This window comes from Pseudoalteromonas sp. DL2-H2.2, from assembly GCF_021532535.1.
Lineage (GTDB): Bacteria > Pseudomonadota > Gammaproteobacteria > Enterobacterales > Alteromonadaceae > Pseudoalteromonas > Pseudoalteromonas rubra_A.
Map to the genome: position 1 here is coordinate 495787 of NZ_JAKGBD010000003.1, position 22320 is coordinate 518106.

A 22320-nucleotide genomic window follows, 5' to 3' on the forward strand; every position below is an offset into this window, starting at 1 on the left:
TCGCCCTTTCCATCAAGCAATCTATACGCCTGGGTAAATTAACAGCAGCAATTGTTCATAAAATCACTGCTTGGCGAAAAGATCGAATGAAAAGCTTGTAACAATTGGTATTTGTGGATATACCTATATTTAATCGCGCCCAATGAAGGGCAACAACCAGACAGAAGTCAAATAGGCAGCTATGGGCAAATCGCTAGTAATCGTAGAGTCTCCCGCAAAGGCAAAAACTATCAATAAGTACCTGGGTAAAGACTACATTGTGAAATCCAGTGTCGGTCATATCCGTGATCTTCCTACCTCAGGCGCAGGCAAAACCAAAGGCCTGGCAACTAAATCTCCTGCTGAAGTGAGAAAGATGTCACCTGAGGAAAAAGCTGAGTACAGAAAAAAGAAAGATTATGCGAACCTGGTTGCCCGCATGGGGATAGACCCACAAAAAGGCTGGGAGCCGCACTATGAAGTGCTGCCCGGTAAAGAAAAAGTGGTTCAGGAGCTGGCTAAGCTCGCAGAAAATGCCGACACCATCTATCTCGCAACCGATTTGGATAGAGAGGGAGAGGCCATCGCATGGCACTTAGAAGAAGTGATTGGTGCCGATGCAAGCAAATACAAACGTGTAGTATTTAACGAAATCACCAAAAATGCCATCACACAAGCGTTTGAGGCGCCAGGTCAGTTAAACACAGACATGGTGTATGCGCAGCAGGCACGACGCTTTTTAGACCGTGTAGTGGGCTTTATGGTGTCACCTTTGTTGTGGCAAAAAGTCGCACGTGGTTTGTCAGCAGGTCGTGTTCAGTCTGTGGCGGTACGCTTACTGGTTGAACGTGAACGTGAAATCAAAGCCTTTATTCCGGAGGAATTCTGGGATATTCACGCAGATACTGCATTGGCAGAGCAGGACGTTCGTTTTGCTGTGACTAAGTATCAGGGTGAAGCGTTTAAGCCGCTGAACGAAGCACAAGCCAACAAAGCCGTTACTGAACTGCAAAAAGCGCAGTATCAGGTTGTTAAGGTTGAAGAGAAACCAAGTAAGAGTCGGCCCAGCGCACCATTTATTACGTCAACCATGCAACAGGCCGCCAGTACTCGCCTGGGTTATGGTGTTAAGAAGACCATGATGCTGGCACAACGTTTATACGAAGCCGGTTATATTACCTATATGCGTACCGACTCAACCAACTTATCAAATGATGCGGTTGAAATGGCACGTGGCTATATTCATGATAACTTTGGCGATAAGTACCTGCCAGGTGCACCGATTAAATACAGCGCAAAAGATAACGCTCAGGAAGCGCACGAAGCGATTCGTCCTTCAGACGTAAATATTTTGTCTGGCCATGTAGAAGGCGTAGACGCCGATGCCAAGAAGCTCTACGAGCTGATCTGGCGTCAGTTTGTTGCCTGTCAGATGACACCGGCAGAATACGACCTGACCAATATCACAGTCGGTGCGGGCGATTACACGCTAAAAGCACGCGGTCGTGTATTGCGTTTTGATGGTTGGACACGTGTGCAGCCAGCGGTACGTAAGAAAAATGAAGAAGAGCAGGCACTGCCAGCGGTTGCCGTGGGCGATACCGTGCAGTTGCAGGCGCTGGATCCAAAGCAGCACTTTACTAAGCCACCGGCACGTTTCAGCGAAGCAAGTTTAGTTAAAGAGCTTGAAAAGCGCGGCATTGGCCGACCGTCAACTTATGCGTCTATCATTTCGACCATTCAGGACCGTGGCTATGTGCGAGTTGAAAACCGCCGTTTCTACGCCGAGAAAATGGGCGAAATTGTCACCGACCGTTTGATCGAAAACTTCGATGAACTGATGGACTTTGATTTTACCGCCAAAATGGAAAATCGTCTGGATGAAATTGCTGAGGGCGATCGTGTCTGGACGCAGGTACTGGATAAGTTTTACGCCGACTTCTCGAGTCAGCTGGAACTGGCAGGTAAAGAGGAAGCTGAAGGTGGCATGCGTCAGAATGTCATGGTTGAGACCGACATCGACTGTCCAACCTGTGGTCGTAAGATGGGGATCCGCACCGCGTCTACCGGGGTATTCCTGGGCTGTACGGGCTACAACTTACCGCCAAAAGAGCGCTGTACTACCACCATGAACCTGATCTCGGGCGATGAAGCGGTTGATGCCGATGTGGAAGACGCGGAGACCGAAAGTCTGAGACAGATGAAGCGTTGTCCAAAGTGTGAAACCGCGATGGACTCTTATCTGATAGACGAAAAGCGTAAGCTGCACGTTTGTGGTAACAACCCGGGTTGTAGTGGCTATGTGATTGAGCAAGGCAGCTTCAAGATCAAGGGTTACGACGGCCCGGTGATCGAGTGTGATAAATGTGGCTCAGACATGCAGCTTAAGTCTGGCCGCTTCGGTAAGTACTTCGATTGTACCAGTGAAGACTGTAAAAACACGCGTAAACTGCTGAAAAGCGGTGAGCCTGCGCCACCAAAAGAAGATCCGGTACACTTGCCAGAATTACCGTGTGAGAAATCAGAAGCCTATTTTGTGCTGCGTGATGGTGCATCGGGTATTTTCCTGGCGGCACATACTTTCCCGAAATCGCGGGAAACGCGTGCGCCTAAAGTGGCCGAGCTTAAGCGCTTCAGAGATCGTATCTCGCCTAAGTTTTACTATCTGGCAGATGCGCCTGAGCAGGATGGCGATGGCAATCTGGCTGTTGTCAGATATTCCCGTAAAACCAAGTCACAATACGTGATGACAGAAGTCGAAGGGAAAGCCACAGGCTGGAAAGCGACCTATGTCAACGGCAAGTGGGTTGAGGAAGAGAAAAAGCGCAAAAGCGCAAAATCTTAAATACGCTTTCGGTTAGTGTGTAACCGATAACAAAAAGGCCAGCATTGCTGGCCTTTTTCGATCTTAGAGATCAGATGTCTACTTCTGTCACGGCCACGTAGCCGCCGGCAGAGAGCTCCTCGTTAACACACTGCAAAACGTATTGACGTAGCGCATCGGTTGTCACTTCGTCATCCTGAGCCCATTCAACACACATTTGTGTCAGCTCAGCAACTAAGCTGGCTGGTGCACTTTGCAGTTGCGTATCGTCAGCAACGACTGAAGTTGAAGTTAAAGTAGCGGCTAAAATGCAGCTCGCCAGGGCTGAAAATAGTTTCATTGATGTTTCCTTTTGTGTTTAGTGTAACGTTTCGTCACAGTGAATTTTTAAACTAAAACACAAAAAAAGAACAACGAAATAAATCACTCTTAAAGATAAGTGAATGTGATTAGGGGATTAATCGAAAGTTTTTGATTAGGGAACTGCTTTTCTAACAATGATATACTTGGGCCAAATAACGTATCCAATGCCCGCTGTGGCGTAAAAAAGGACGATACAATGATAAAAAAACGTGGACACTTGCGGTCACTGATCAGGCAAAGTGCGATTGCTTTGGGCCTGCTCAGTAGCGCAGGGAGTTATGCTGCCAGTCCAGACACAGCCGGTCTGACGCCTTGCTATACCAAGGGGTTGGCGGACAGGCTGATGTGCGGCAGTGTTGAGCAGCCCTTATCGGCAAACAATAGCGAAAAAATCAGCATACACTTTGCGGTGATCCCAGCGATTAAGCAGGTGCACCCAACTGAGGCCATTATGGCATTTGCCGGCGGCCCCGGGCAGTCGGCTATTGAAGTTGCTGCCGTGTTTGCACGGGTGTTGCGCTATGCCCGAGAAGAGCGGGATATTATTTTGGTGGATCAGCGCGGTACCGGAAAGTCCACTCTGTTGCAGTGTGATATGGATCCTCTTGAGGCGCAGTTTGCTTTTAATGACGATGCGCTGCCCATTTTTGAATACAGCCGGGAAGAAACCCAAAAGTGTAAAAGCAAACTCAATACCGACTTGAGTCACTTTACCACCGTTGCCGCCGCCAGCGATTTTGAAGCGGTCCGCAAGGCGCTGGGTTACCAGAAGTTACATCTGTTTGGTGCTTCCTATGGCACACGTATTGCCCAGGAGTATATGCGTCGCTACCCACAAGCTGTGGCCAGTGCCACACTGGATGGGGTCGTGCCGATGCAGCAAAGCTTAGTTGCTATTGGCGACGCCATTGATGATTCATTGCAGGCCATTTTTAGCGACTGTGCCAATAAAGCGAATTGCCGCGGTCAGTATCCGCAGCTGGAACAGCAATATCAAATGCTGTTAACCCAGCTTGAGGCGCAACCTGCCAGCGTTCAGGTACCACATCCGAGAACCCACAACACTATCCCACTGGTACTCACGCAGAGCAAAGTACGCTCAGCCATCCGTATGGCGCTTTACAGCCATACCACCCGCGCCCTGGTGCCGCTGGCCATCAGCGAGGCGGCAAAAGGTAATTATTTACCTCTGGTCGGGTTGATGGGCAGTGATTCCGGGTTTGGCTCGCTGGCGATGGGTATGCACAGTGCGATTGTCTGCGCTGAGGACTGGCCACTATTAACGGAGCAAGCAAGAGCGCGTTTTTCAGCGAGTTATTTTGGCCGCATGATGATTGAATCCCTGGATGCCAGCTGCCCTGTCTGGCAGGTTGAAGCCGTCGGAAAAGATTTTTATCAGCCGCTCAGCACAGATATTCCAACCCTGTTGCTATCTGGCGGACTCGACCCCGCGACGCCGCCAGGCTGGGCCGAGCTGGCTATGGTCAAAATGAAAAATGCACGGCACTTAGTTGCTGAACAAGCAACCCATGGTGTGGCTGCGCAAAGCTGCGCCGACAAACTGGTTGCTGAGTTTATTAACCACACAGAGCCTAAAGAACTGGATGCCAGCTGTTTGGAGAAAGCCGCTGTCAGACGCTATTTTATGAACCCCAATGGCCCCGCAGTGGCAAGCCAGGAGCCATAACATGATCAAAGTACATAATCTTAAAAAACAAATTGCATCGGTAAATGCGCTGGATGGACTGAGCTTCAGCGCCGAAAACGGCAAAATCACCGGGCTGCTTGGCCCCAATGGTGCAGGTAAAACAACGTGCCTGAGAACGGTATTTGGATTATTACAGGCTGATCAGGGGTATGCCGAAATTGATGGGGTTAAGGTGCACGAAGATCCCATGGCGGCCAAGCAGCAGCTGGGGTTATTTCCCGACCCCTGTGGCCTGTATGAGCGGTTGACGCCCAGAGAGTATATTCAGTTTTATGCGCAGCTGAGCGGCATGGCCAATTCGCAAGCTCAGACAGCCACAGACAAAGTCATTGAGCAGCTGAAAATGGCGGACATTGCCGACCGTCGCTGTCAGGGTTTTTCTCAGGGGCAGCGGATGAAAACCGCACTGGCTCAGGCCATTGTTCACCAGCCACGCAACATCATTCTTGATGAACCAACCCGCGGCCTGGATGTCATGAGTACCCGCGTGTTACGAGAGTTATTACTGATGCTCAAAGCGCAGGGGCATTGCGTGTTATTCTCCAGCCATGTAATGCAGGAAGTAGCCGCATTGTGCGACCACGTTGTGGTGATGGCTAAAGGGAAAGTGGTTGCGCAGGGCACACCACTGCAACTATGTGAGCAAACGGGTAAAGCAAGCCTGGAAGAAGCGTTTATCGCGCTGATCGGCAGTGATGAGGGGATAGCAGCATGATGAAGCAAATTACTATCTTGTTTAAAAAAGAGCTGCTGGATGCGTATCGAGATAAGCGCTCGGTGATGGCCGGGCTGTATTATGCCTTTGGTGCGCCCATTGTGATGTGCTTGCTTTTTTCGGTGCTTTTGCAGCAAATGGCGTCGCCAGAGGCGCTGAAAATCACCATTTCAGGTGCCGAGCGCGCGCCAAATCTGGTGCAGTATCTGGACAGCGTCGATATAAGCCACAGCGATGATGCCGAAGCTAAGTCGATCCAGCTCGAAATAGACGCCGCTTTTCAACAGGATATGGCAACAGGCCGCAGCGCCACTGTGGTGATAGTGGCAGATAAGTCTGACAGTAAGTTGATCAAGTCGGTCCGTCGACTGGAAACAGCGTTGCTCAGATACAACAGCGAAGTGGCCGGGCTGCGCCTGGTAGCGCGCGGTATCGACCCGGGCCTGATGCGTGCTTTGGATGTACAGACGCAGGATCAGGCCACGCCCGATGCAAAGGGCGGGTTATTTCTTGGTATCGTCACTTTGTCTATCATCATTGCGATTTTTTATTCAGCCATGAACCTGGGCATAGACACCAGTGCCGGTGAGCGTGAGCGTAATTCACTGGCGCTGCTGCTTAGCCACCCCATCAGTAGTGTGCAGATTGTGCTGGCCAAGGTCGCTGCGATTGCCGCTTTCTCGATTCTGGGACTGGCATTGGTACTGGTGGTGTCAAAGTTTGCCTATGCCATGGTGGCCTGGGAGCAACTGGGTTTTAGCATCACCCTGGATCTGCGTTTTATTTTAGTCAGCCTGCTCATCGGGATCCCCATTGCGCTGATGTCGGCCAGTATGCTGATTTTTGTTTCTTTTATGGCTAAGTCGTTTAAAGAGGCGCAGTCTTACGTCACTATGGTGCTGATGGTGCCCGTCGGTCTGAGTATGATGACCAGCTATGATATCGCCACAGAGACCATTCAGTGGCTGCCGATCGCCGCTCAGCAATACGCGATGATAGAGCTGATCAAGGGCAATGCCTTACCGCTTGCACCACTGGGGCTAGCTTCGGGGCTAACGCTGGCATTGTTTGCGCTGTTTACTTACCTGAGCAGTAGAATGCTGAAAAGTGAAAAAGTGGTGTTCGGTTTATAATCGCCTATGCACTTTGACGATATATCAAGCCGGTCAATGTGAGCCGGCTTGATGTACAAGATCAATACTGTCTTGATCAGCCTGTTCGAACGGGTTGAAGTATCTGTATATCTTCATGATCTACAAACCAACAATAAACGCCAGTACCACCACAGTATCCACCAACCATACCAAAGTCCAAGCTTCCGGTATTGTATTTCTCATATTCTAGGCATCATTATCAAAAAAGAACCGATAGCAAAGATACACCTCTGTCTCAATTCACTTTCAGGTAATCAACCGTAATGGCAAAAACGGCATTTTTAGACTCTACTGACCAAGGGGGCAATCAAGCGCCTACATACGCAGAGCAAATCAAGTTAAGGAGCAAGCAAATGTCACACGTCACATTAAAAAGAGTCAGGGGTTTAGGGGAGAAACACTGTCTGAATATCGTACACGCCAGATGGAGGAGCAGCGCTGGAAACTTGTCAGGCAAGGTGTCTCTGACGCAGACTTGAAGAACAACTTTGAGTTTCTCAATGGTGCAGTACTCAATCGTGAGGCTAAAGGGCAACTACTGCAGACCACCACAGGTCTGTTTGGTCCAATTCGTACTGGTACCATCGTACATTTGGACCCGAGTGCCGAGAACTTGGTGGTGCAAAGTGAGCGGGCTCCATTGAACCCTGATGGCGACTTGATCACACGGCTGAACCAATATCATCACGAGCGAACAGGTCAACTGCCGGTGGCTGAAAACGCGCTTGCCATAAGTGGCTTTTGGACCGCTGCAACCGATGGTGCAGGTATTGCCGGGCTGGATGGCGCATCTAACGTATTCGGGAGTACGGGGCAACTTATTCTCAACCCAGCTTGTGCCAAAGAGCCAGTAGAACTCAAGTTCCCACTTTTACAGTTTGGTCCTACAGAACAGGAGCGCAACAATTATCTCGAAACGCTGGCGTATTATGGCGGAACTTTGCTTGAACCTGGTGAAAGGTTTGATTTGGGTTTTACCCAGGACTTATGGGGTATTCAATATGACCAAAAACTCCCTGAGTACATCACGGAATATGAATTTAGCCCAATTAAAGGGGGTGGATTGTTTGTGGAACATCACCCTTTTCCACATATTTGGTTGCCAGCAACAGGCATTGACCCCGCGTTCAAAGAGCCGACTGTGTCCAGAATATTACTTGGGCGCCGACTTGATAATACTCAGGAGGATGGGTACTACCGTACAGTAACCACGGAGCAGTTCCACTTTACTGTATTTGAAGTGCCTAACAATGGCAGTGCATTGGCAATCCGGCCTCAGTGTATTCACAACGATAGTTTTACAAAAGGAGCTCAGACCGTGTTCTTAGGTAATACAGCGGCAAATACAGTTGCGCTGCGCCAAAGTATGCCGGTAACGCAGATGTTTGTAGGTGGGACCCCAGTAGCCAAACTTTCAGACTAGGCTCATTTTGCTGTCAGGGGTCATTGCACTGCGATGGATAACAGAAACGGCTCACATATGTGGGCCGCTTTTCACCGGAGCTTGCATTGGACTGTTGCCAAACAGGCGCTGATAACAGCGACGAGCATATTCATCTGTCATGCCTGACAAGTAATCTGCCAGCACTCGCATTTGCTCGGTCTCATTTGTTGCCTGCGCATAGTGAGCTTGCGTGGTATGGGGCAGTAGGCGTAAAGGGTCGCTCTGAAACGCGCCAAATAAATCGATCAGCATATTCTGGCCGCTAAATTCAATTTGCTGCATTTTTGGGTCGCGGATAAGCCTTGAAAAAACAAACTGCTTTAACACACCTAAAATGGCTTCAAACTCATCAGAGAGCTTTACGGTATGGCGCAGCAGCGGATCGCTAAAAGCGGGATCCTGAATAACCAACTCACAGTTGACGATAAACAGATTCACCAGCTCGCCAATGACGTCTTTACGCAGCGACTCGTCATGGGAGAACAAGCGTTCACTGATACTGTCGAGGTGCTTATCCAGCCAGGGGGAATCAATCTTTTGCAATTCTGGCAGGGCGTACCGCTGCCATTCCCGCTCGCTCAACGTTTCAGTGGCAATGGCGTCTTCTAAGTCGTGTACTGCATAGGCAAAATCGTCGGCATATTCCATGATGGCACTGTCTAGCGATTTAAAGCGGGTCTTGGCTTTATACTCATTCACGGGTGTGTGGCTTTGCAGCAGCGCCCGATCTGCTGCGCTGAACGGTTGCAGGATCCAATCCAGTACGTCTTTGTCACATTGATAGACGCCTTTGGCGGGCAGCCATTGCTGAGCATAGATAAAACGCTGGTTTGGGTCGGGTTGCGGGTGGCAGAGCCATAACTCATCAATGAAAGCTGGATACTTAATAAAGCCAAGTAAAGTGCGGCGAGTCAGATTCATCCCGTACCCTTTGGAATAAGGTTCCAGTTTGGTAACGATCCGGAGCGTTTGTGCGTTGCCCTCAAAGCCGCCATGATCACGCAGCAAATAGTTGAGGGCGATTTCTCCGCCATGACCAAAGGGCGGGTGACCTATATCGTGTGCCAGGCAGATGGTTTCCATCAGGCTGGAGGAAGGAAACCAGGTAAAATCCGGATGCTGGGTTCTGAGATGGCGTAATAGCCCAGTGCCAATCTGAGAGACTTCCAGCGAATGGGTGAGACGCGTTCGGTAAAAATCATTGACGCCGATGCTCATAATTTGGGTTTTTGACTGCAGGCGCCTGAATGCTGCCGCATGAATGATCCGGGAGCGGTCAATCTGCCAGGGTGAGCGGTTGTCATTGGGGCGATGTTTTTTCTGGTCCAGCTGTCTTTGCTGCCATGGAGACTGGCTCATAGGTGTCCTTCATTAAACACGTTATTGTGTTCAGTATATCTACTGAGCGTGCCGGGAAAAAGAAAAACTAATCAAAGCGCTAGGTGATTTTTTGATGTTCAGCCAGGGGCAGCTACGATAGAATGCGGAAATTCGCGTTCAGTGGTAAATTTTGGTATCATTGTCCGCTAATTTGAAAATGAAAGAGCAAAGTACAGCAGGGTTATTCTGTTAGGGATCTTCAGAAAACCTGCGAAGTCACGCCATTTTTCGGGTGTTTTCAGCACTTTGAATTGGTAGTTGGTACTAGTGTGAGGAGAATCATGCGTTTACTAGTTAAAGTTATTATTGTCGCGATTTCAATATTCGCGATTCTGTATCCATTTATCGTCAAACCCCCAGCCCCGACTGAACCTGCGCCCGAACCGGAAGTGACCGTGACGAAACCTCAGGTTAAAGAAGTGGAAAAGCCACTGCACAAGGTAAAGTTGCCGGAGTTTGGCAAAATTCGCGATATTGCCACCAAGAAAAAACGTTTCTTTGATTTCATCAAGCCACACGTTGAAGCGGAGAACGAGCTGATCTTGCAGCAACGTGCCAGCATTGAAATTGCACTGATGATGCTGCAGTTTGAAGAGCCACTGAGCGACATTCAGCAGCAAAGAATCGAACAGGTGTTCAAACTCTACAAAATAGAGGACGAGACCATCTCTGTTGAGAATCTCAAGCGGGCGCTGCGCAGGGTAGACATTATCCCCAAAGAGCTGGCGCTGATGCAGGCAGCCAATGAATCGGCCTGGGGCACATCCCGGTTTGCGCGGATCGGGTTGAACTTTTTTGGTCAATGGTGTTATCGAAAGGGCTGCGGGATGATCCCAAAACGCCGTGACGATGAAGCGGCTCACGAAGTGGCTGCCTTTCAGTCGGTTCGGGCATCGGTTAAGTCATATTTTAGAAACATCAATACCCATGATGCCTATAAAGACCTCAGGGCTACGCGTGCTGAGCTGCGCGCGCAGAAAAAGCCGATTGAAGCCACGGCATTGACCGCAGGACTCTTGTCATACTCGGAGCGTGGCGTGCATTATATTGAAGAACTTAACGATATGATCAGACATAACAAGGCTTATTTTGATGAAGAATAGGATGTTGGCACTTTTACTGGGGCTGGCTGGGGCTGCAAGTAGCGTGCAGGCGCAAGAAGAGTTTGTGGTTTCGTATGATGGCTTTTATGACCGCCTCAAGGTGGTAGAAAAGGGCGAGTTTGAGTTTGCCCGGGTTAATTTTTACCTGGTAGACATTGCGTCACTGGCACCGTGTCAGATCCAGTCAGGTAAAATTGTCACAGAAAACACCGAGCAGCCGCTTAATTATACTCAAGAGGCGCAGCTGTTGCTGCCATTCAGTGAGAAGCTCGACAAAGACAAGGCAGTGATAGTCGCACAGCCAAAAAATCCGCAGCACGACTGTCAGATCAAGTTTCAAATTGAGTCTGCGTATTTCACAAATACACATCTGACCAAGCAACGCTTGTATCAGCTGCACCACGAATTTGATGAGTTGTTGTCCGACTTATCTGGCTTTTTTGTCAGCAAGCTCATGGGCTTTTTACTGCCACAGCAAAAGGGCGTCAAGGTAACCTTTGCCAGTGAGCCTAACTTGTCAGCACCGGGTGTTAGCTGCGACAAGCAGGTTTGCCAGTTTCTGGTAACGGATGACTGGGAAAACGACACGGCACGCTTTAATACGTTAAGCGAAGTTGTATCGGTTACGCCCTGGATAGAAAAGTAGTTATCTGATCGGTTTTCTGACCAGTTATCTGAAAGACAGTTTAATCTACAAAAAAGGCTTCGCACTGCGAAGCCTTTTCTTTTTAGAACACTATACTTAACGTAGCGCCTGAATACGTTGCTCAAGTGGCGGGTGAGAGGCGAACATCTCAGACAAGCTTTTGCCTGATGCAATACCAAAGGCCATCATTGACCCTTCCAGTTGCGATTCATGGTTATGGCGCAGGCGCTCAAGGGCGGCACGCATCTTATGTGCACCCACTAAATCAGCTGCGCCTTTGTCGGCCGCAAATTCGCGCTGACGGCTGAAGTAAGCCACAATGATGGATGCCAGAATACCGAACAGGATCTGGAAAATCATATCGAAAATAATATACGTCCAGCTCACGCCATTATCTTCTTCGTCACCATTGAGAAAGCCATCCACCAAATTCGCCAGTACTTTGGCAATGAAAATGACAAAGGTATTTACGACACCCTGGATCAGGGTCAGTGTGACCATGTCACCGTTAGCAACGTGGCATACTTCATGTGCCAGCACCGCTTCCGCTTCATCCTGAGTCATATTGTGCAGTAATCCAGTACTGACCGCGACCAGGCTGTTGTTTTTACTGGGGCCCGTTGCGAAGGCATTGATTTCAGGGCTGTCGTAAATGGCAACTTCAGGCATGGCAATGCCCGCTTGTTTTGCCTGATTGGCAACGGTTTGCACCAGCCAGTGTTCGCTTTCATTACGGGGTTGCTCAATGATATAAGCACCCGTTGATTTTTTCGCGATCCACTTCGACATAAACAGCGAAATAAAAGCACCACCAAAACCGAATACACCGGCAATCAGTAACATGCCGCCATAACTGCGGTTAGACAGACCTAACGCAGACATGACGATAGACAGAACAATCCCCAGCACCAGCATGACTGCCAGGTTGGTGATTAAAAATAGCACGATTCGTTTCATCTTAACCTCAAGCTTATACTCAACTTATTGTTTGCCGAGCGCCCAAACAGAACACGGTTTGCACGGTCGGACTCTTTTTACTTGCGTACGTTTGCCTACAGCGCCGTGCGGGATCCATTTCCTTCAACACGACGTTTTATCATAGGCTTAGTTGCAGTATTGTCAGCTTCCAAAGCACGCTGTGAATATGATGGCAAACGACCATTATTACAAGTCATACGGTAAAAAATTAGTGTGACAAAATATGCGTAGAGCAAGCCGACTCAGGTGCTTCTCTTGCGTTCATCTGCGCAATTACCCACAATAGTCATAATCAGTGTCATAAAACGGTCATTATGCAAATAGAACACTTTGAGATCATGCAGTTTTTATCTGCACATCCGCCATTTAACGATTTACCCGAGGACGCGCTCAAACAACTTGCCAGCGAGGTTGAGGTTGGCTATTACCGTGCACGCAGTGAAATACTGCACTACGGAGAATCGATTGCCAATTTGTATGTGGTGCGCGCCGGTTCGGTGGAGGTATATCGTCGCAATGGTGAGCTCTATAACCGCATTTCAGAAGGGGGCCTGTTTGGTCAGCGCGGCTTGCTGATGAACCGCAAAGTACGTTTTCCGGTAATGGCATTGGAAGACACCCTGGTTTACTGTATTCCCGTGGCCTTGTTTGAAGCATTTTGTGATGAGCACGAGGCATTTGCGGACTTTTTTGAGGCCGATGACAGTGGTGGTTTGATCCAGGCGGTGTCGGATCAGGCCGACAGCAATGACCTGACCACGGCCAAAGTCAGAACCTTGTTACTGCGCGAGCTGGTGTCGGTAGAGCTGACGCGCTCAATTCGCGATGCGGCAAAACTGATGACCGAAGAGCAGGTATCCGCCTTGCTGGTGTACGATCCAAGCAAACCGGTCAGTGACGATCCTGAGGATGATGACGGTCAAATTGTCGGGATCCTGAGCGATAAAGACCTGCGAATTAAAGTGGTAGCGGAGGGGTTAGACACCAATCAGCCGGTTGCCACTATCATGACCCGGGAGCTGACCATAGTCGACTCCAATGCCTACGTGTTTGAGGCCATGATGATGATGCTCAGAGACAATCTGCATCATTTGCCTGTGGTGCATAAACGTCGTCCCATTGGTGTGATAGCCCTGTCGGATATTTTGCGCTATGAGTCTCAGAGCAGCTTATTGTTTGTTAAAGGGATCATGGAGCAACAAAGTGTCGAGGACCTGGCACACTATGCGCAATTACTGGCCAGTGTGTTTGTACGTCTGGTGAACGAAGATGCGAACTCACACATGGTGGGCACGGCTATGTCGGTCATTGGCCGTACCATCAAGCAGCGCTTACTGGAGCTGGCCGAAGATAAACTGGGCGAACCGCCGGTGCCTTACTGCTTTATTGCACTGGGCTCAATGGCACGGGATGAGCAGCTTATCGTGACCGATCAGGATAATGCCTTGATTTTGGATGATGCGTTTGAGGCTGATAAACACGACAGTTACTTTGCCGCGCTGGCCAAGTTTGTCTGTGACGGCCTGGCACAATGTGGCTATAAGCTCTGTGACGGGGGCATTATGGCAACCAATCCGCAATGGCGTTTAAGTGCCAGTGACTGGCAGGCTCAGTTTGAAGATTGGATGGATAACCCCAAGCCGGAAGCCTTGTTACACAGCTCTATTTTCTTCGACCTGGATGGGGTGTTTGGTCGCACCCAGCTGGCCAGCCGCCTGAGTGAGCTGGTGGCAAAGAAAGCGAAGATCACGCCACGGTTTTTAGCGGCCATGGCCAGTAACTCACTGCGCAGAACCCCGCCGCTGGGCTTTTTTAAAGACTTTGTACTGGAGCAGGACGGTGAGCATAAACACTCACTGAATATTAAGCGCCGTGGCACCGCGCCGCTATCCGATTTGGTGCGTGTGCATGCCCTGGCCATCGGCTCTCGTAAACAAAACTCGTTTGAACGCCTTGAGGACATCAAAGAGGCGCAGTTATTACCCCCGGGTAAAGTAGAAGACTTAGAGGCGGCGCTGGAGTATATTGCCATGATCCGTATTCGCCATCAGGCCCGGCAAATAGAGCAGGGTAAACAGCCCGACAACAATATTTTGCCAAAACGGCTATCTGAGTTTGAACAGCGCAACCTCAAAGAAGCATTTGCGGTACTGGACAAAGCGCAAAGCTACCTCAAGATCCGCTACCAGAACAAGGCGATACTCAAGTAATGGCAATGCAAGGCGACATTTTATCCTGGCCTAACCGGTTCGCCCATTTAGCACGGCAAAGTAGTGATGAGCGGCTCAGGGCATTTTATACCGCGGGCGTACAGGCGCCCGACACGCCAGTGTCTCAGGCTCAGTTCGTGGCACTGGATTTTGAAACCACCGGGCTGAATTATGAAACCGATGACATTGTCAGTGTCGGTCTGGTGCCCTTTGACGCCCGAAGAGCCTATTGCCGCGATGCCAGGCATTGGATCTTAAAGCCTGCTACGCCACTGCACGAAGAATCTGTGGTGGTGCATCAGATAACTCATTCGCAGGTCAGTGAAGCGCCCGATCTGGACACCATACTCGAAGAGCTGCTGGCCTGCCTTGCTGGCAAGGTCATTGTGGTCCATTACCGCCATATTGAGCGGCCGTTTTTTAATCAGGCGCTGATGCAGCGGCTGAGCGAAGGGATTGAGTTTCCGCTGATTGATACTATGGCGCTGGAGCATCGCATTGAAACCAACCGGCTCACGCTGTGGCAGCGGATAAAACGCCAGCCTATTCCGTCTATTCGCCTGGCCGACAGTCGCAAACGTTACGGTCTGCCTTACTATGTGGCGCATCACGCGCTCAGTGATGCTCTGGCGACGGCCGAGCTATTTCAGGCACAACTTCAGCACCATTACTCGCAGCACACAGACATTAAGTCGCTGTGGATGTGATAGAAACAAAAATGGCATGTTTAAAACATGCCATTTCCAATCCCTATCCTGTTACAGATATACCTTTATTCAGGGCTTGGTCTGCTCTGTGCGCAGCCCGAGGATCAGGCTCAGACACATCAGCAGCAGTACCAGAGTAAATGGCAGACCGGTTGAGATGGCACCCGCCTGCAAGGCTTGTATGGCCTCTGTGCCGCCGATCCACAGCAGCGCCGCAGCGATAGCACCTTCTACTGTGGCCCAGAATACCCGCTGCGGAATAGGGGCATCAATTTTACCGCCGGCCGTAATGCTGTCTATGACCAGAGAACCTGAATCCGACGAGGTGATAAAGAATACCAGCACGAGTACGATGGCGACAAATGACAAGAGATCGCTCATTGGCAGTTGCTCAAACATTTCAAACATGGCCAGTGGCACCTGGGTCAGGCCATTTTCACCTAGTGCTCCAACGCCAGATTTCACCTGATCAATGGCGATGCCACCGTATACCGACATCCACAAGGTTGTGACTAAAGTCGGGATCAGCAGCACAGCGATGATAAATTCGCGAATGGTACGGCCTTCAGAGACGCGCGCGATAAACATGCCAACAAACGGTGACCAGGAGATCCACCAGGCCCAGTAAAACACAGTCCAGCCCTGGAACCAGGCTTCGTCGTCACGCCCGTGTGGGTTACTCAATGGAATAATGTTCTCTACATAGGCCATAATGGTGGTGGGAATATTACCAAGCGCCACGGCAAAGCCGGCCAGCATGACAAACAGGAGCAGAGCAAACGCGATCAGCATATTGGTGTTACTGAGCACTTTAACGCCCCCTTCAATGCCACGCACCACAGAAATGATGGCCAGCAAAGTGACGCCCACAATCACCATGATCTGTAGTCCCAGACCTGCCTCTATACCAAACACATGCTGGATCCCGGCGCTGGCTTGTTGTGCGCCCAGGCCAAGCGAGGTCGCCAGACCAAATAAGGTGGCCAGCACCGCCAGAATATCTATGATATGACCCGGCCAGCCCCAGGCTCTGTCGCCTAACAAAGGATAGAAAATAGATCGAATAGACAGCGGCAGGCCTTTGTTATAGGCAAAGAAAGCCAGAGAGAGCGCGACGACGGCGTAAATCGCCCAGGGGTGCAAGCCCCAGTGGTACATAGTGGCGCCCATGGCCATTTCCGCAGCTTCAGGTGTATTGGGTACAACATTCAGCGGGGTTTTAAACCAGCCAGTGTAATAGGCCACCGGCTCGGCAACGCCCCAGAACATCAGCCCAATCCCCATACCCGCGGCAAACAGCATGGCCAGCCAGGAGAGGGTGGTGTACTGAGGTTTGGCCGCGTCGCCACCAAGGCGGATTTTGCCATAGGGAGAGAGCACCAGGGCCAGGCAAAACAGCACAAAGAAGTTACCCGACCACATAAAGACGGCATCAAACGCGCCGATGATTTTCCACTTCAGGCCATCCAGTGTTGCCTTTGCCGATTCGGCGTCGCTGACCAGGATTGCAATTAGAAATAATAAGATCAGGCCTGCACTGACGCCAAAAACCGGGTTGTGAACATCAAACCCCCATTTTTGTACGTTGTCCTGGCCCACCGTATAGTCAGTATTATCGATACTATACTTATCGTGATTGTCTGCCATTGTTACCTCATAGTTGAGAAATGAAATGGCAAAGTTGTAATACCCGGCTTTGATGCAAAGTGCATGCGATGGGTTTATGTTAGTTACAGCGGTAATGGGCACGCCAGTGGCTTGCCATCACAATCGTCTTCTTATCGTCCAAAAGACGTTTCGATGTAATTAAGATAAACCGACCAAAACGGGGTATGTGTACCACCTTGCCGAAAAGTCTTAGTTTATAAGTGTAAGCGTTAGAATATAAAAGTAAATGAATGGGCTATTAACTGAATAAAATCGCACCAGTTACGGGTAAAACAGGTAAAAAAAATCCCTCTTGCGAGGGATTTTGGGTAACTCAGCGCCTTTGGCACTGGGAATGAGGTCGGTACATAGTTGGTGTTTTCGTGTCAGACCGTGTTTATTTAGCTGGCAAACTGCATTTCAGGAACATCGCCATCGACGATAAGTTTGCCTGCAGTTTTGCTGATAATTTCGTCTACACTAACACCCGGTGCGCGCTCTAGCAAATGGAACGCGCCATCTTTCACTTCAAGCACAGCTAAATCTGTGACGATCTTTTTCACACAGTTCACGCCGGTCAGCGGCAGAGTACAAGACTCTAGTAACTTTGAATCGCCGTGCTTGCTGGCATGAGTCATGGTCACTACGATGTTTTGTGCACCTGCAACCAAATCCATCGCGCCACCCATGCCTTTGATTAACTTTTTCGGGATCATCCAGGAGGCAATATTGCCATTCTGATCCACTTCAAATGCACCCAGTACCGTCAAGTCTACATGACCACCGCGGATCATGGCAAAGCTTTCGGCGCTATTAAAAATAGCCGCACCTGTGGCTGCTGTCACGGTTTCTTTACCCGCATTGATCATATCTGCATCGACCTGGTCTTCTGTTGGGTAAGGACCCATACCTAAAAGGCCATTTTCAGATTGCAGCATTACCTCGATACCCTGAGGCACGTAGTTGGCAACCAGAGTAGGGATACCAATGCCCAGGTTAACGTAATAACCGTCCTGAAGCTCCTGCGCCACGCGCATTGCAATTTGTTCACGATTTAAAGCCATGGTGATCTCCTTACTTACGGGTTGTGACACGTTCGATGCGTTTTTCAAAGCTACCCTGAATTACGCGATTAACATAGATCCCCGGTGTGTGGATCTCGCTCGGTGCCAGCTCGCCCGGCTCGACGATTTCTTCGACCTCGGCAACGGTAATTTTACCCGCCGTTGCAGCCATAGGGTTGAAATTCATCGCGGTGTGGCGGAATACCAGGTTGCCGTAGCGATCAGCCTTCCACGCTTTAACGATGGCGAATTCGCCAGTGATAGACTCTTCAAGAATGTAAGGACGGCCATCGAACTCTTTGACTTCTTTACCCTCGGCAACTGGGGTGCCATAGCCGGTCGCGGTATAAAAACCCGGGATACCTGCACCGCCTGCGCGCATTTTCTCTGCTAAAGTGCCCTGAGGCGTCAGTTCAACGTCGATAATGCCGTCTAACAGCTGTTGCTCAAACAGGGCGTTTTCACCCACGTAAGAAGCAATGATTTTCTTGATTTGGCGGTCATGGAGCAAAATACCCAAACCAAAGTCATCAACCCCACAGTTGTTAGAGACCACGGTCAGCTCTTTGGTTTGCTTGCGCTTAATTTCTGCAATTAACCCTTCTGGAATACCACATAATCCAAAGCCACCGGCAATAATGGTATCGCCATCTTTGAGGCCCTCCATTGCTGCTTCATAGCTTGAAACTACTTTATCGAAACCGGCCATTAGCCCACTCCTAGTTGTTCGTTGTTTTTCGGTTGTTATGACTGGCAGCTGTTTTTCAGCGCCAGAGACACCTTGCTTACTGGCGCTTTATCCAGCGCCTCACAAATCTGCCAGCCTGCTTTTGCCAGTCTTTCTAAATCAATTCCACTGTCAATGCCAAGTCCTTGCAGCAAGTAAACAACATCCTCAGTGGCAACATTTCCTGACGCGCCCTTAGCATAGGGACAACCACCCAGTCCGGCAACGGCTGAATCTATGGTGGCAATGCCCATTTCCAGTGCGGTATGTATGTTTGTCAAAGCCTGGCCATAGGTATCATGAAAGTGCACGGCAAGGCGCTCAGCCGGGATATGTGACAGTAATAACGTGAGCAGCTGTCTGACCTGATCGGCTGTGCCCACCCCTATGGTGTCGCCCAGGCTGATCTCATAGCAGCCCAATGCCAATAATTGTTTACACACCGACAGCACCTGCTTTGGTTCGACCTCTCCCTGATACGGGCAGCCAACCACGCAGCTTACGTAGCCTCTGACTTTGATGTTGTTTTTTTGTGCAAGCTCAACCACCGGGCGAAAGCGTTCAATACTTTCTCCAATGGAGCAGTTGATGTTTTTTTGTGTAAAGGCTTCGCTGGCAGCGGTGAAAATCGCAAACTCGTCAACCTGATTGGCAAGCGCCAGTTCGGCGCCTTTGAGATTTGGCGTAAGGGCGCTGATCTCAACGCCCTCACGACGCACAAAGCCCTGGATCACATCACTGGAGTCGGCCATTTGCGGCACCCATTTTGGCGAGACAAATGCCCCGGCCTCAATGTGTTTCAAACCCGCGTCGGCCAGTGCATTGACCAGCGCGATTTTCGCCCCGGTTGATACACTGGATTCGTTTTGCAGGCCATCACGTGCACCTACTTCAACTATTTTGACCTGGGCTGGATAGTTCGCCATTTCAGGCCTCCTCAACAATCGCAAGCATAGCGCCGTGACTGACCAGCTCGCCTTCGTCGAAACAATAGCTGGTGAGCGTGCCATCAAACGGCGCATTCAGGGTGTATTCCATTTTCATTGCCTCGATAACCACCACAGGGTCGCCTTTGCTCACCTGAGCGCCAACACTTTGCAGGTGTTTCACGACCGTGCCGTTCAGTGGCGCAGCCAATGGTGCTTCCTGATGTTCATGCTCGCTGACGTAGTGCTTAGACTTAAGCGCCACATCAAATTGATAGGGACCGAACATCACTGTGATCTGCTCTTCGGTGATCACCACATCCGCCAGCAAACGTTTACCATCCAGATTAGCGACCAGGCTGTGACCATCCAGGCGCACATCCATCGTATGGTCGAGGTCTTGATAAAACACTTGCCACTGATTGCCACTGGCTTCGGCTATCACCAGATGGTCGGCAAATGGCAATGCCTGGCGACGCGGCTGGTTGAGCTTAAAGCCCGACAGCTGCCACGGCGAGGTGACTTTTTCTGCCTGCTGATGCGCCAGATAGGCCGCACTGGCCAGACAAACCAACAAGTCATTGGGCGCCTGAGATGCTGTCAGCGTCTCGGTTTGGGTGTCAATAAAGTGGGTATCCGGTGCTGTGGTACTGAATGCCGGGTGGCCTGCCAGATGATGTAAGAAGGCAATATTGCTCTTCAGACCGGCCAGGTGTACCTCGGCCAGCGCGCTGCGTAATTTTAACAGCGCAGTACGACGGTCGCGACCGTGCACAATCAACTTGGCGATCATCGGGTCATAAAATGGGCTGATCTCATCACCTTGTTGTACACCGGTATCGATACGCACACCGTCTTTGGCTTGTGGGAAGCCCAGGTGAGACAATACGCCAGAGCAGGGCATAAAGTTTTCCTGCGGATCTTCGGCATAAATACGTGCTTCGAAGCTGTGGCCGCTGAGACGGATCTCGTCCTGGGTTAGTGGCAGAACTTCGTTGTTGGCGACACGAATTTGCCACTCAACTAAGTCCTGATCGGTGACCATTTCCGTCACCGGGTGTTCTACTTGCAGGCGCGTGTTCATTTCCATAAAGAAGAACTCGTCACCACACAGTAAGAACTCAACGGTACCGGCACCGCGGTAGTTGATAGCCTGGGCACAGCGCACGGCGGCTTCACCCATTTCACGGCGCAGCTCTGCACTCAGATCCGGGGCAGGGGCTTCTTCTATGACTTTTTGGTGGCGGCGCTGCAATGAGCAGTCGCGGTCGCCCAGATACACGCAATTACCATGGCTGTCGGCAAATACTTGTACTTCAACATGGCGCGGCTTATCGACAAAACGCTCCAGCAGCACCAGGTCATTACCAAAACTGGCTGCGGCCTCACGCTTTGCGCCTTCAAGGGCGCTGATAAATTCACTGGCTTCGCGCACTACGCGCATACCTTTACCGCCACCACCGTAAGCGGCTTTAATCAGCACCGGGTAGCCCACTTTCTCGGCTTCCTGAGCCAGAAAATCAGTATCTTGTTGCTTGCCGTAATAGCCGGGCACTAAAGGCACATTGGCCTCGGCCATGATCTCTTTGGCGCGGGTTTTTGATCCCATGGCTTCTATTGAACTGGCCAGCGGACCAATAAAGGCGATATCGGCCTGCTCACAGGCCTGGGCAAAGGCTTCGTTTTCAGACAAGAATCCGTAACCCGGATGGATACAATCCGCACCGGCACGCTTAGCAACGTCCAGAATGCGCTCAGCAACCAGGTAGGAATCTTTACTTGGTGCCGGACCTATGTGATAGGCCTCGTCAGCCTGTTGGACGTGCATGGCATTAGCATCAGCATCGGAGTAAACCGCCACGGTGCTCAGACCCAGGCGCTTGGCGCTGCGCATGACGCGACAGGCGATTTCGCCACGGTTGGCTATCAGAATTTTCTTTAACATAGTGTACTCCTTACTTGCTGGCCGCGTTTTGCCAGCCGGGGGCACGTTTGTCGAAAAAGGCGCTCAGGCCTTCCTGTCCTTCTTCGCTAACGCGGATCTCTGCGATCCGTTTTGCGGTGTGTGCAATCAGTGTGTCATCAATGGCATGGCCTGCGACCTCGTCGATCAATGCCTTGGCACTTTTGACCGCGACAGGACCATTGTTCAGCAGGGTTTCAATAAAGTGAGATTCGGCACCGGCTAAGTCTTCGGCGATTTCGTGAATAAGGCCCATGTTCAGTGCTTTGTCTGCAGTAAATATCTCTGCACTGAGGAAATAGCGACGTGCCTGACGCTCGCCAATGGCGCGGATCACATAGGGGCTGATCACGGCGGGGATAAGCCCCAGCTTGACTTCGCTCAGACAGAATTTAGCATCCGGGGTCGCAACGGCGATGTCACAGCACGCAATGAGGCCCAGCGCACCACCAAATGCAGCGCCCTGAACCAAACAAACCGTTGGATGCGGGCTGTTTGCCAGCACTTTCATCAGTTTGGCCAGCTCCATAGAATCAGCGACGTTCTCGTCGTAGTTATTGCCGGCCATGGACTTCATCCACACCAGATCGGCACCTGCAGAGAAGTGCTTGCCATTAGTTTTTAAAACCAATGCACGAATATCCAGCTCGTTGGCGTATTCAATACTTTTAATTAGCTCGGCAATGACCTCAGCATTGAAGGCATTGTGCTTTTCCGGGCGGCTAAGCTCCAAAATGGCGACTTTGCTCTTGGTGATATTTAAGGTTACTGACATAGGGCCT

General features: G+C 50.4%; 18 protein-coding genes. 9 read left to right on the forward strand and 9 right to left on the reverse strand.

Annotated elements, in window-relative coordinates; all coding sequences use genetic code 11:
* Positions 1-181 precede the first annotated feature (181 nt).
* Positions 182-2824, forward strand: a complete 2643-nt coding sequence (gene topA / locus L1285_RS07875; protein ID WP_235411755.1) for a type I DNA topoisomerase — start codon at positions 182-184, stop codon at positions 2822-2824.
* Between the two features lie 70 nt (positions 2825-2894).
* Here topA and L1285_RS07880 read toward each other — a convergent pair whose 3' ends face one another.
* The gene (locus tag L1285_RS07880; protein ID WP_235411757.1) at positions 2895-3143 is read right to left on the reverse strand and encodes a hypothetical protein; all 249 of its coding nucleotides are present in this window, start codon (positions 3141-3143) and stop codon (positions 2895-2897) included.
* 219 nt (positions 3144-3362) lie between these two features.
* On the opposite strand from L1285_RS07880, the gene L1285_RS07885 reads away from it, so the two are divergent.
* The 4 genes from L1285_RS07885 to L1285_RS07900 all read left to right on the forward strand — a co-directional run bounded on the left by L1285_RS07885 (position 3363) and on the right by L1285_RS07900 (position 8166).
* The gene (locus tag L1285_RS07885) at positions 3363-4853 is read left to right on the forward strand and encodes an alpha/beta hydrolase (RefSeq protein ID WP_235411759.1); all 1491 of its coding nucleotides are present in this window, start codon (positions 3363-3365) and stop codon (positions 4851-4853) included.
* 1 nt (position 4854) lies between these two features.
* Positions 4855-5589 (forward strand): ABC transporter ATP-binding protein, encoded by a 735-nt coding sequence (locus L1285_RS07890; protein ID WP_235411761.1) that lies wholly within the window; start codon positions 4855-4857, stop codon positions 5587-5589.
* On the forward strand, positions 5586-6722 hold the full coding sequence (locus tag L1285_RS07895) for an ABC transporter permease (RefSeq protein WP_046003780.1): 1137 nt from the start codon (positions 5586-5588) through the stop codon (positions 6720-6722). Before L1285_RS07890 ends, L1285_RS07895 begins: the two co-directional genes overlap by 4 nt.
* A 496-nt stretch (positions 6723-7218) precedes the next feature.
* Positions 7219-8166, forward strand: a complete 948-nt coding sequence (locus tag L1285_RS07900; protein WP_235411763.1) for a hypothetical protein — start codon at positions 7219-7221, stop codon at positions 8164-8166.
* Between the two features lie 51 nt (positions 8167-8217).
* Here L1285_RS07900 and L1285_RS07905 read toward each other — a convergent pair whose 3' ends face one another.
* The gene (locus L1285_RS07905) at positions 8218-9546 is read right to left on the reverse strand and encodes an anti-phage deoxyguanosine triphosphatase (RefSeq protein WP_235411765.1); all 1329 of its coding nucleotides are present in this window, start codon (positions 9544-9546) and stop codon (positions 8218-8220) included.
* Positions 9547-9845: 299 nt separating this feature from the next.
* On the opposite strand from L1285_RS07905, the gene L1285_RS07910 reads away from it, so the two are divergent.
* Together L1285_RS07910 and L1285_RS07915 are read left to right on the forward strand one after the other, a co-directional pair.
* Complete coding sequence (locus L1285_RS07910; RefSeq protein ID WP_046003833.1) at positions 9846-10670, forward strand: glucosaminidase domain-containing protein; 825 nt, start codon at positions 9846-9848, stop codon at positions 10668-10670.
* Entirely contained in the window at positions 10660-11316 is a 657-nt protein-coding gene (locus L1285_RS07915; protein WP_235411767.1) for a DUF2987 domain-containing protein, read from the forward strand. The genes L1285_RS07910 and L1285_RS07915 overlap by 11 nt, the downstream gene beginning before the upstream one ends.
* A gap of 96 nt (positions 11317-11412) precedes the next feature.
* Here the strand turns inward: L1285_RS07915 and htpX are convergent, their stop codons facing one another.
* Entirely contained in the window at positions 11413-12273 is an 861-nt protein-coding gene (htpX, locus tag L1285_RS07920) for a protease HtpX (protein WP_235411769.1), read from the reverse strand.
* A 335-nt stretch (positions 12274-12608) separates the two neighbouring features.
* On the opposite strand from htpX, the gene L1285_RS07925 reads away from it, so the two are divergent.
* Entirely contained in the window at positions 12609-14504 is a 1896-nt protein-coding gene (locus L1285_RS07925) for a DUF294 nucleotidyltransferase-like domain-containing protein (RefSeq protein WP_235411771.1), read from the forward strand.
* Positions 14504-15211 (forward strand): 3'-5' exonuclease, encoded by a 708-nt coding sequence (locus L1285_RS07930; RefSeq protein ID WP_235411774.1) that lies wholly within the window; start codon positions 14504-14506, stop codon positions 15209-15211. Before L1285_RS07925 ends, L1285_RS07930 begins: the two co-directional genes overlap by 1 nt.
* A 69-nt stretch (positions 15212-15280) precedes the next feature.
* Here the strand turns inward: L1285_RS07930 and L1285_RS07935 are convergent, their stop codons facing one another.
* The 6 genes from L1285_RS07935 to L1285_RS07960 all read right to left on the reverse strand — a co-directional run bounded on the left by L1285_RS07935 (position 15281) and on the right by L1285_RS07960 (position 22313).
* The gene (locus tag L1285_RS07935) at positions 15281-16858 is read right to left on the reverse strand and encodes a BCCT family transporter (protein ID WP_235411775.1); all 1578 of its coding nucleotides are present in this window, start codon (positions 16856-16858) and stop codon (positions 15281-15283) included.
* A 401-nt stretch (positions 16859-17259) separates the two neighbouring features.
* Positions 17260-17922: a CoA transferase subunit B gene (locus tag L1285_RS07940; RefSeq protein ID WP_046003787.1), complete on the reverse strand. Its 663-nt coding sequence runs from the start codon at positions 17920-17922 to the stop codon at positions 17260-17262.
* A 10-nt stretch (positions 17923-17932) separates the two neighbouring features.
* Positions 17933-18631: a CoA transferase subunit A gene (locus L1285_RS07945; RefSeq protein WP_046003788.1), complete on the reverse strand. Its 699-nt coding sequence runs from the start codon at positions 18629-18631 to the stop codon at positions 17933-17935.
* Between the two features lie 35 nt (positions 18632-18666).
* Complete coding sequence (locus L1285_RS07950; protein WP_235411778.1) at positions 18667-19575, reverse strand: hydroxymethylglutaryl-CoA lyase; 909 nt, start codon at positions 19573-19575, stop codon at positions 18667-18669.
* Between the two features lies 1 nt (position 19576).
* Positions 19577-21520, reverse strand: coding sequence for an acetyl/propionyl/methylcrotonyl-CoA carboxylase subunit alpha (locus L1285_RS07955; RefSeq protein WP_235411780.1), 1944 nt, complete (start codon positions 21518-21520; stop codon positions 19577-19579).
* Between the two features lie 10 nt (positions 21521-21530).
* Positions 21531-22313, reverse strand: coding sequence for an enoyl-CoA hydratase/isomerase family protein (locus tag L1285_RS07960; RefSeq protein ID WP_235411782.1), 783 nt, complete (start codon positions 22311-22313; stop codon positions 21531-21533).
* Positions 22314-22320 lie beyond the last annotated feature (7 nt).

What these genes read in the sequence shown, in the direction of transcription:
- L1285_RS07955 (WP_235411780.1), bottom strand. Translation starts at nt 21,520, where the DNA reads ATGTTAAAGAAAATTCTGATAGCCAACCGTGGCGAAATCGCCTGTCGC.
- L1285_RS07930 (WP_235411774.1), top strand. Translation starts at nt 14,504, where the DNA reads ATGGCAATGCAAGGCGACATTTTATCCTGGCCTAACCGGTTCGCCCAT.
- L1285_RS07905 (WP_235411765.1), bottom strand. Translation starts at nt 9,546, where the DNA reads ATGAGCCAGTCTCCATGGCAGCAAAGACAGCTGGACCAGAAAAAACAT.
- L1285_RS07960 (WP_235411782.1), bottom strand. Translation starts at nt 22,313, where the DNA reads ATGTCAGTAACCTTAAATATCACCAAGAGCAAAGTCGCCATTTTGGAG.
- L1285_RS07935 (WP_235411775.1), bottom strand. Translation starts at nt 16,858, where the DNA reads ATGGCAGACAATCACGATAAGTATAGTATCGATAATACTGACTATACG.
- L1285_RS07890 (WP_235411761.1), top strand. Translation starts at nt 4,855, where the DNA reads ATGATCAAAGTACATAATCTTAAAAAACAAATTGCATCGGTAAATGCG.
- L1285_RS07885 (WP_235411759.1), top strand. Translation starts at nt 3,363, where the DNA reads ATGATAAAAAAACGTGGACACTTGCGGTCACTGATCAGGCAAAGTGCG.
- L1285_RS07945 (WP_046003788.1), bottom strand. Translation starts at nt 18,631, where the DNA reads ATGGCCGGTTTCGATAAAGTAGTTTCAAGCTATGAAGCAGCAATGGAG.
- L1285_RS07895 (WP_046003780.1), top strand. Translation starts at nt 5,586, where the DNA reads ATGATGAAGCAAATTACTATCTTGTTTAAAAAAGAGCTGCTGGATGCG.
- L1285_RS07925 (WP_235411771.1), top strand. Translation starts at nt 12,609, where the DNA reads ATGCAAATAGAACACTTTGAGATCATGCAGTTTTTATCTGCACATCCG.
- L1285_RS07950 (WP_235411778.1), bottom strand. Translation starts at nt 19,575, where the DNA reads ATGGCGAACTATCCAGCCCAGGTCAAAATAGTTGAAGTAGGTGCACGT.
- L1285_RS07880 (WP_235411757.1), bottom strand. Translation starts at nt 3,143, where the DNA reads ATGAAACTATTTTCAGCCCTGGCGAGCTGCATTTTAGCCGCTACTTTA.
- L1285_RS07915 (WP_235411767.1), top strand. Translation starts at nt 10,660, where the DNA reads ATGAAGAATAGGATGTTGGCACTTTTACTGGGGCTGGCTGGGGCTGCA.
- htpX (WP_235411769.1), bottom strand. Translation starts at nt 12,273, where the DNA reads ATGAAACGAATCGTGCTATTTTTAATCACCAACCTGGCAGTCATGCTG.
- topA (WP_235411755.1), top strand. Translation starts at nt 182, where the DNA reads ATGGGCAAATCGCTAGTAATCGTAGAGTCTCCCGCAAAGGCAAAAACT.
- L1285_RS07940 (WP_046003787.1), bottom strand. Translation starts at nt 17,922, where the DNA reads ATGGCTTTAAATCGTGAACAAATTGCAATGCGCGTGGCGCAGGAGCTT.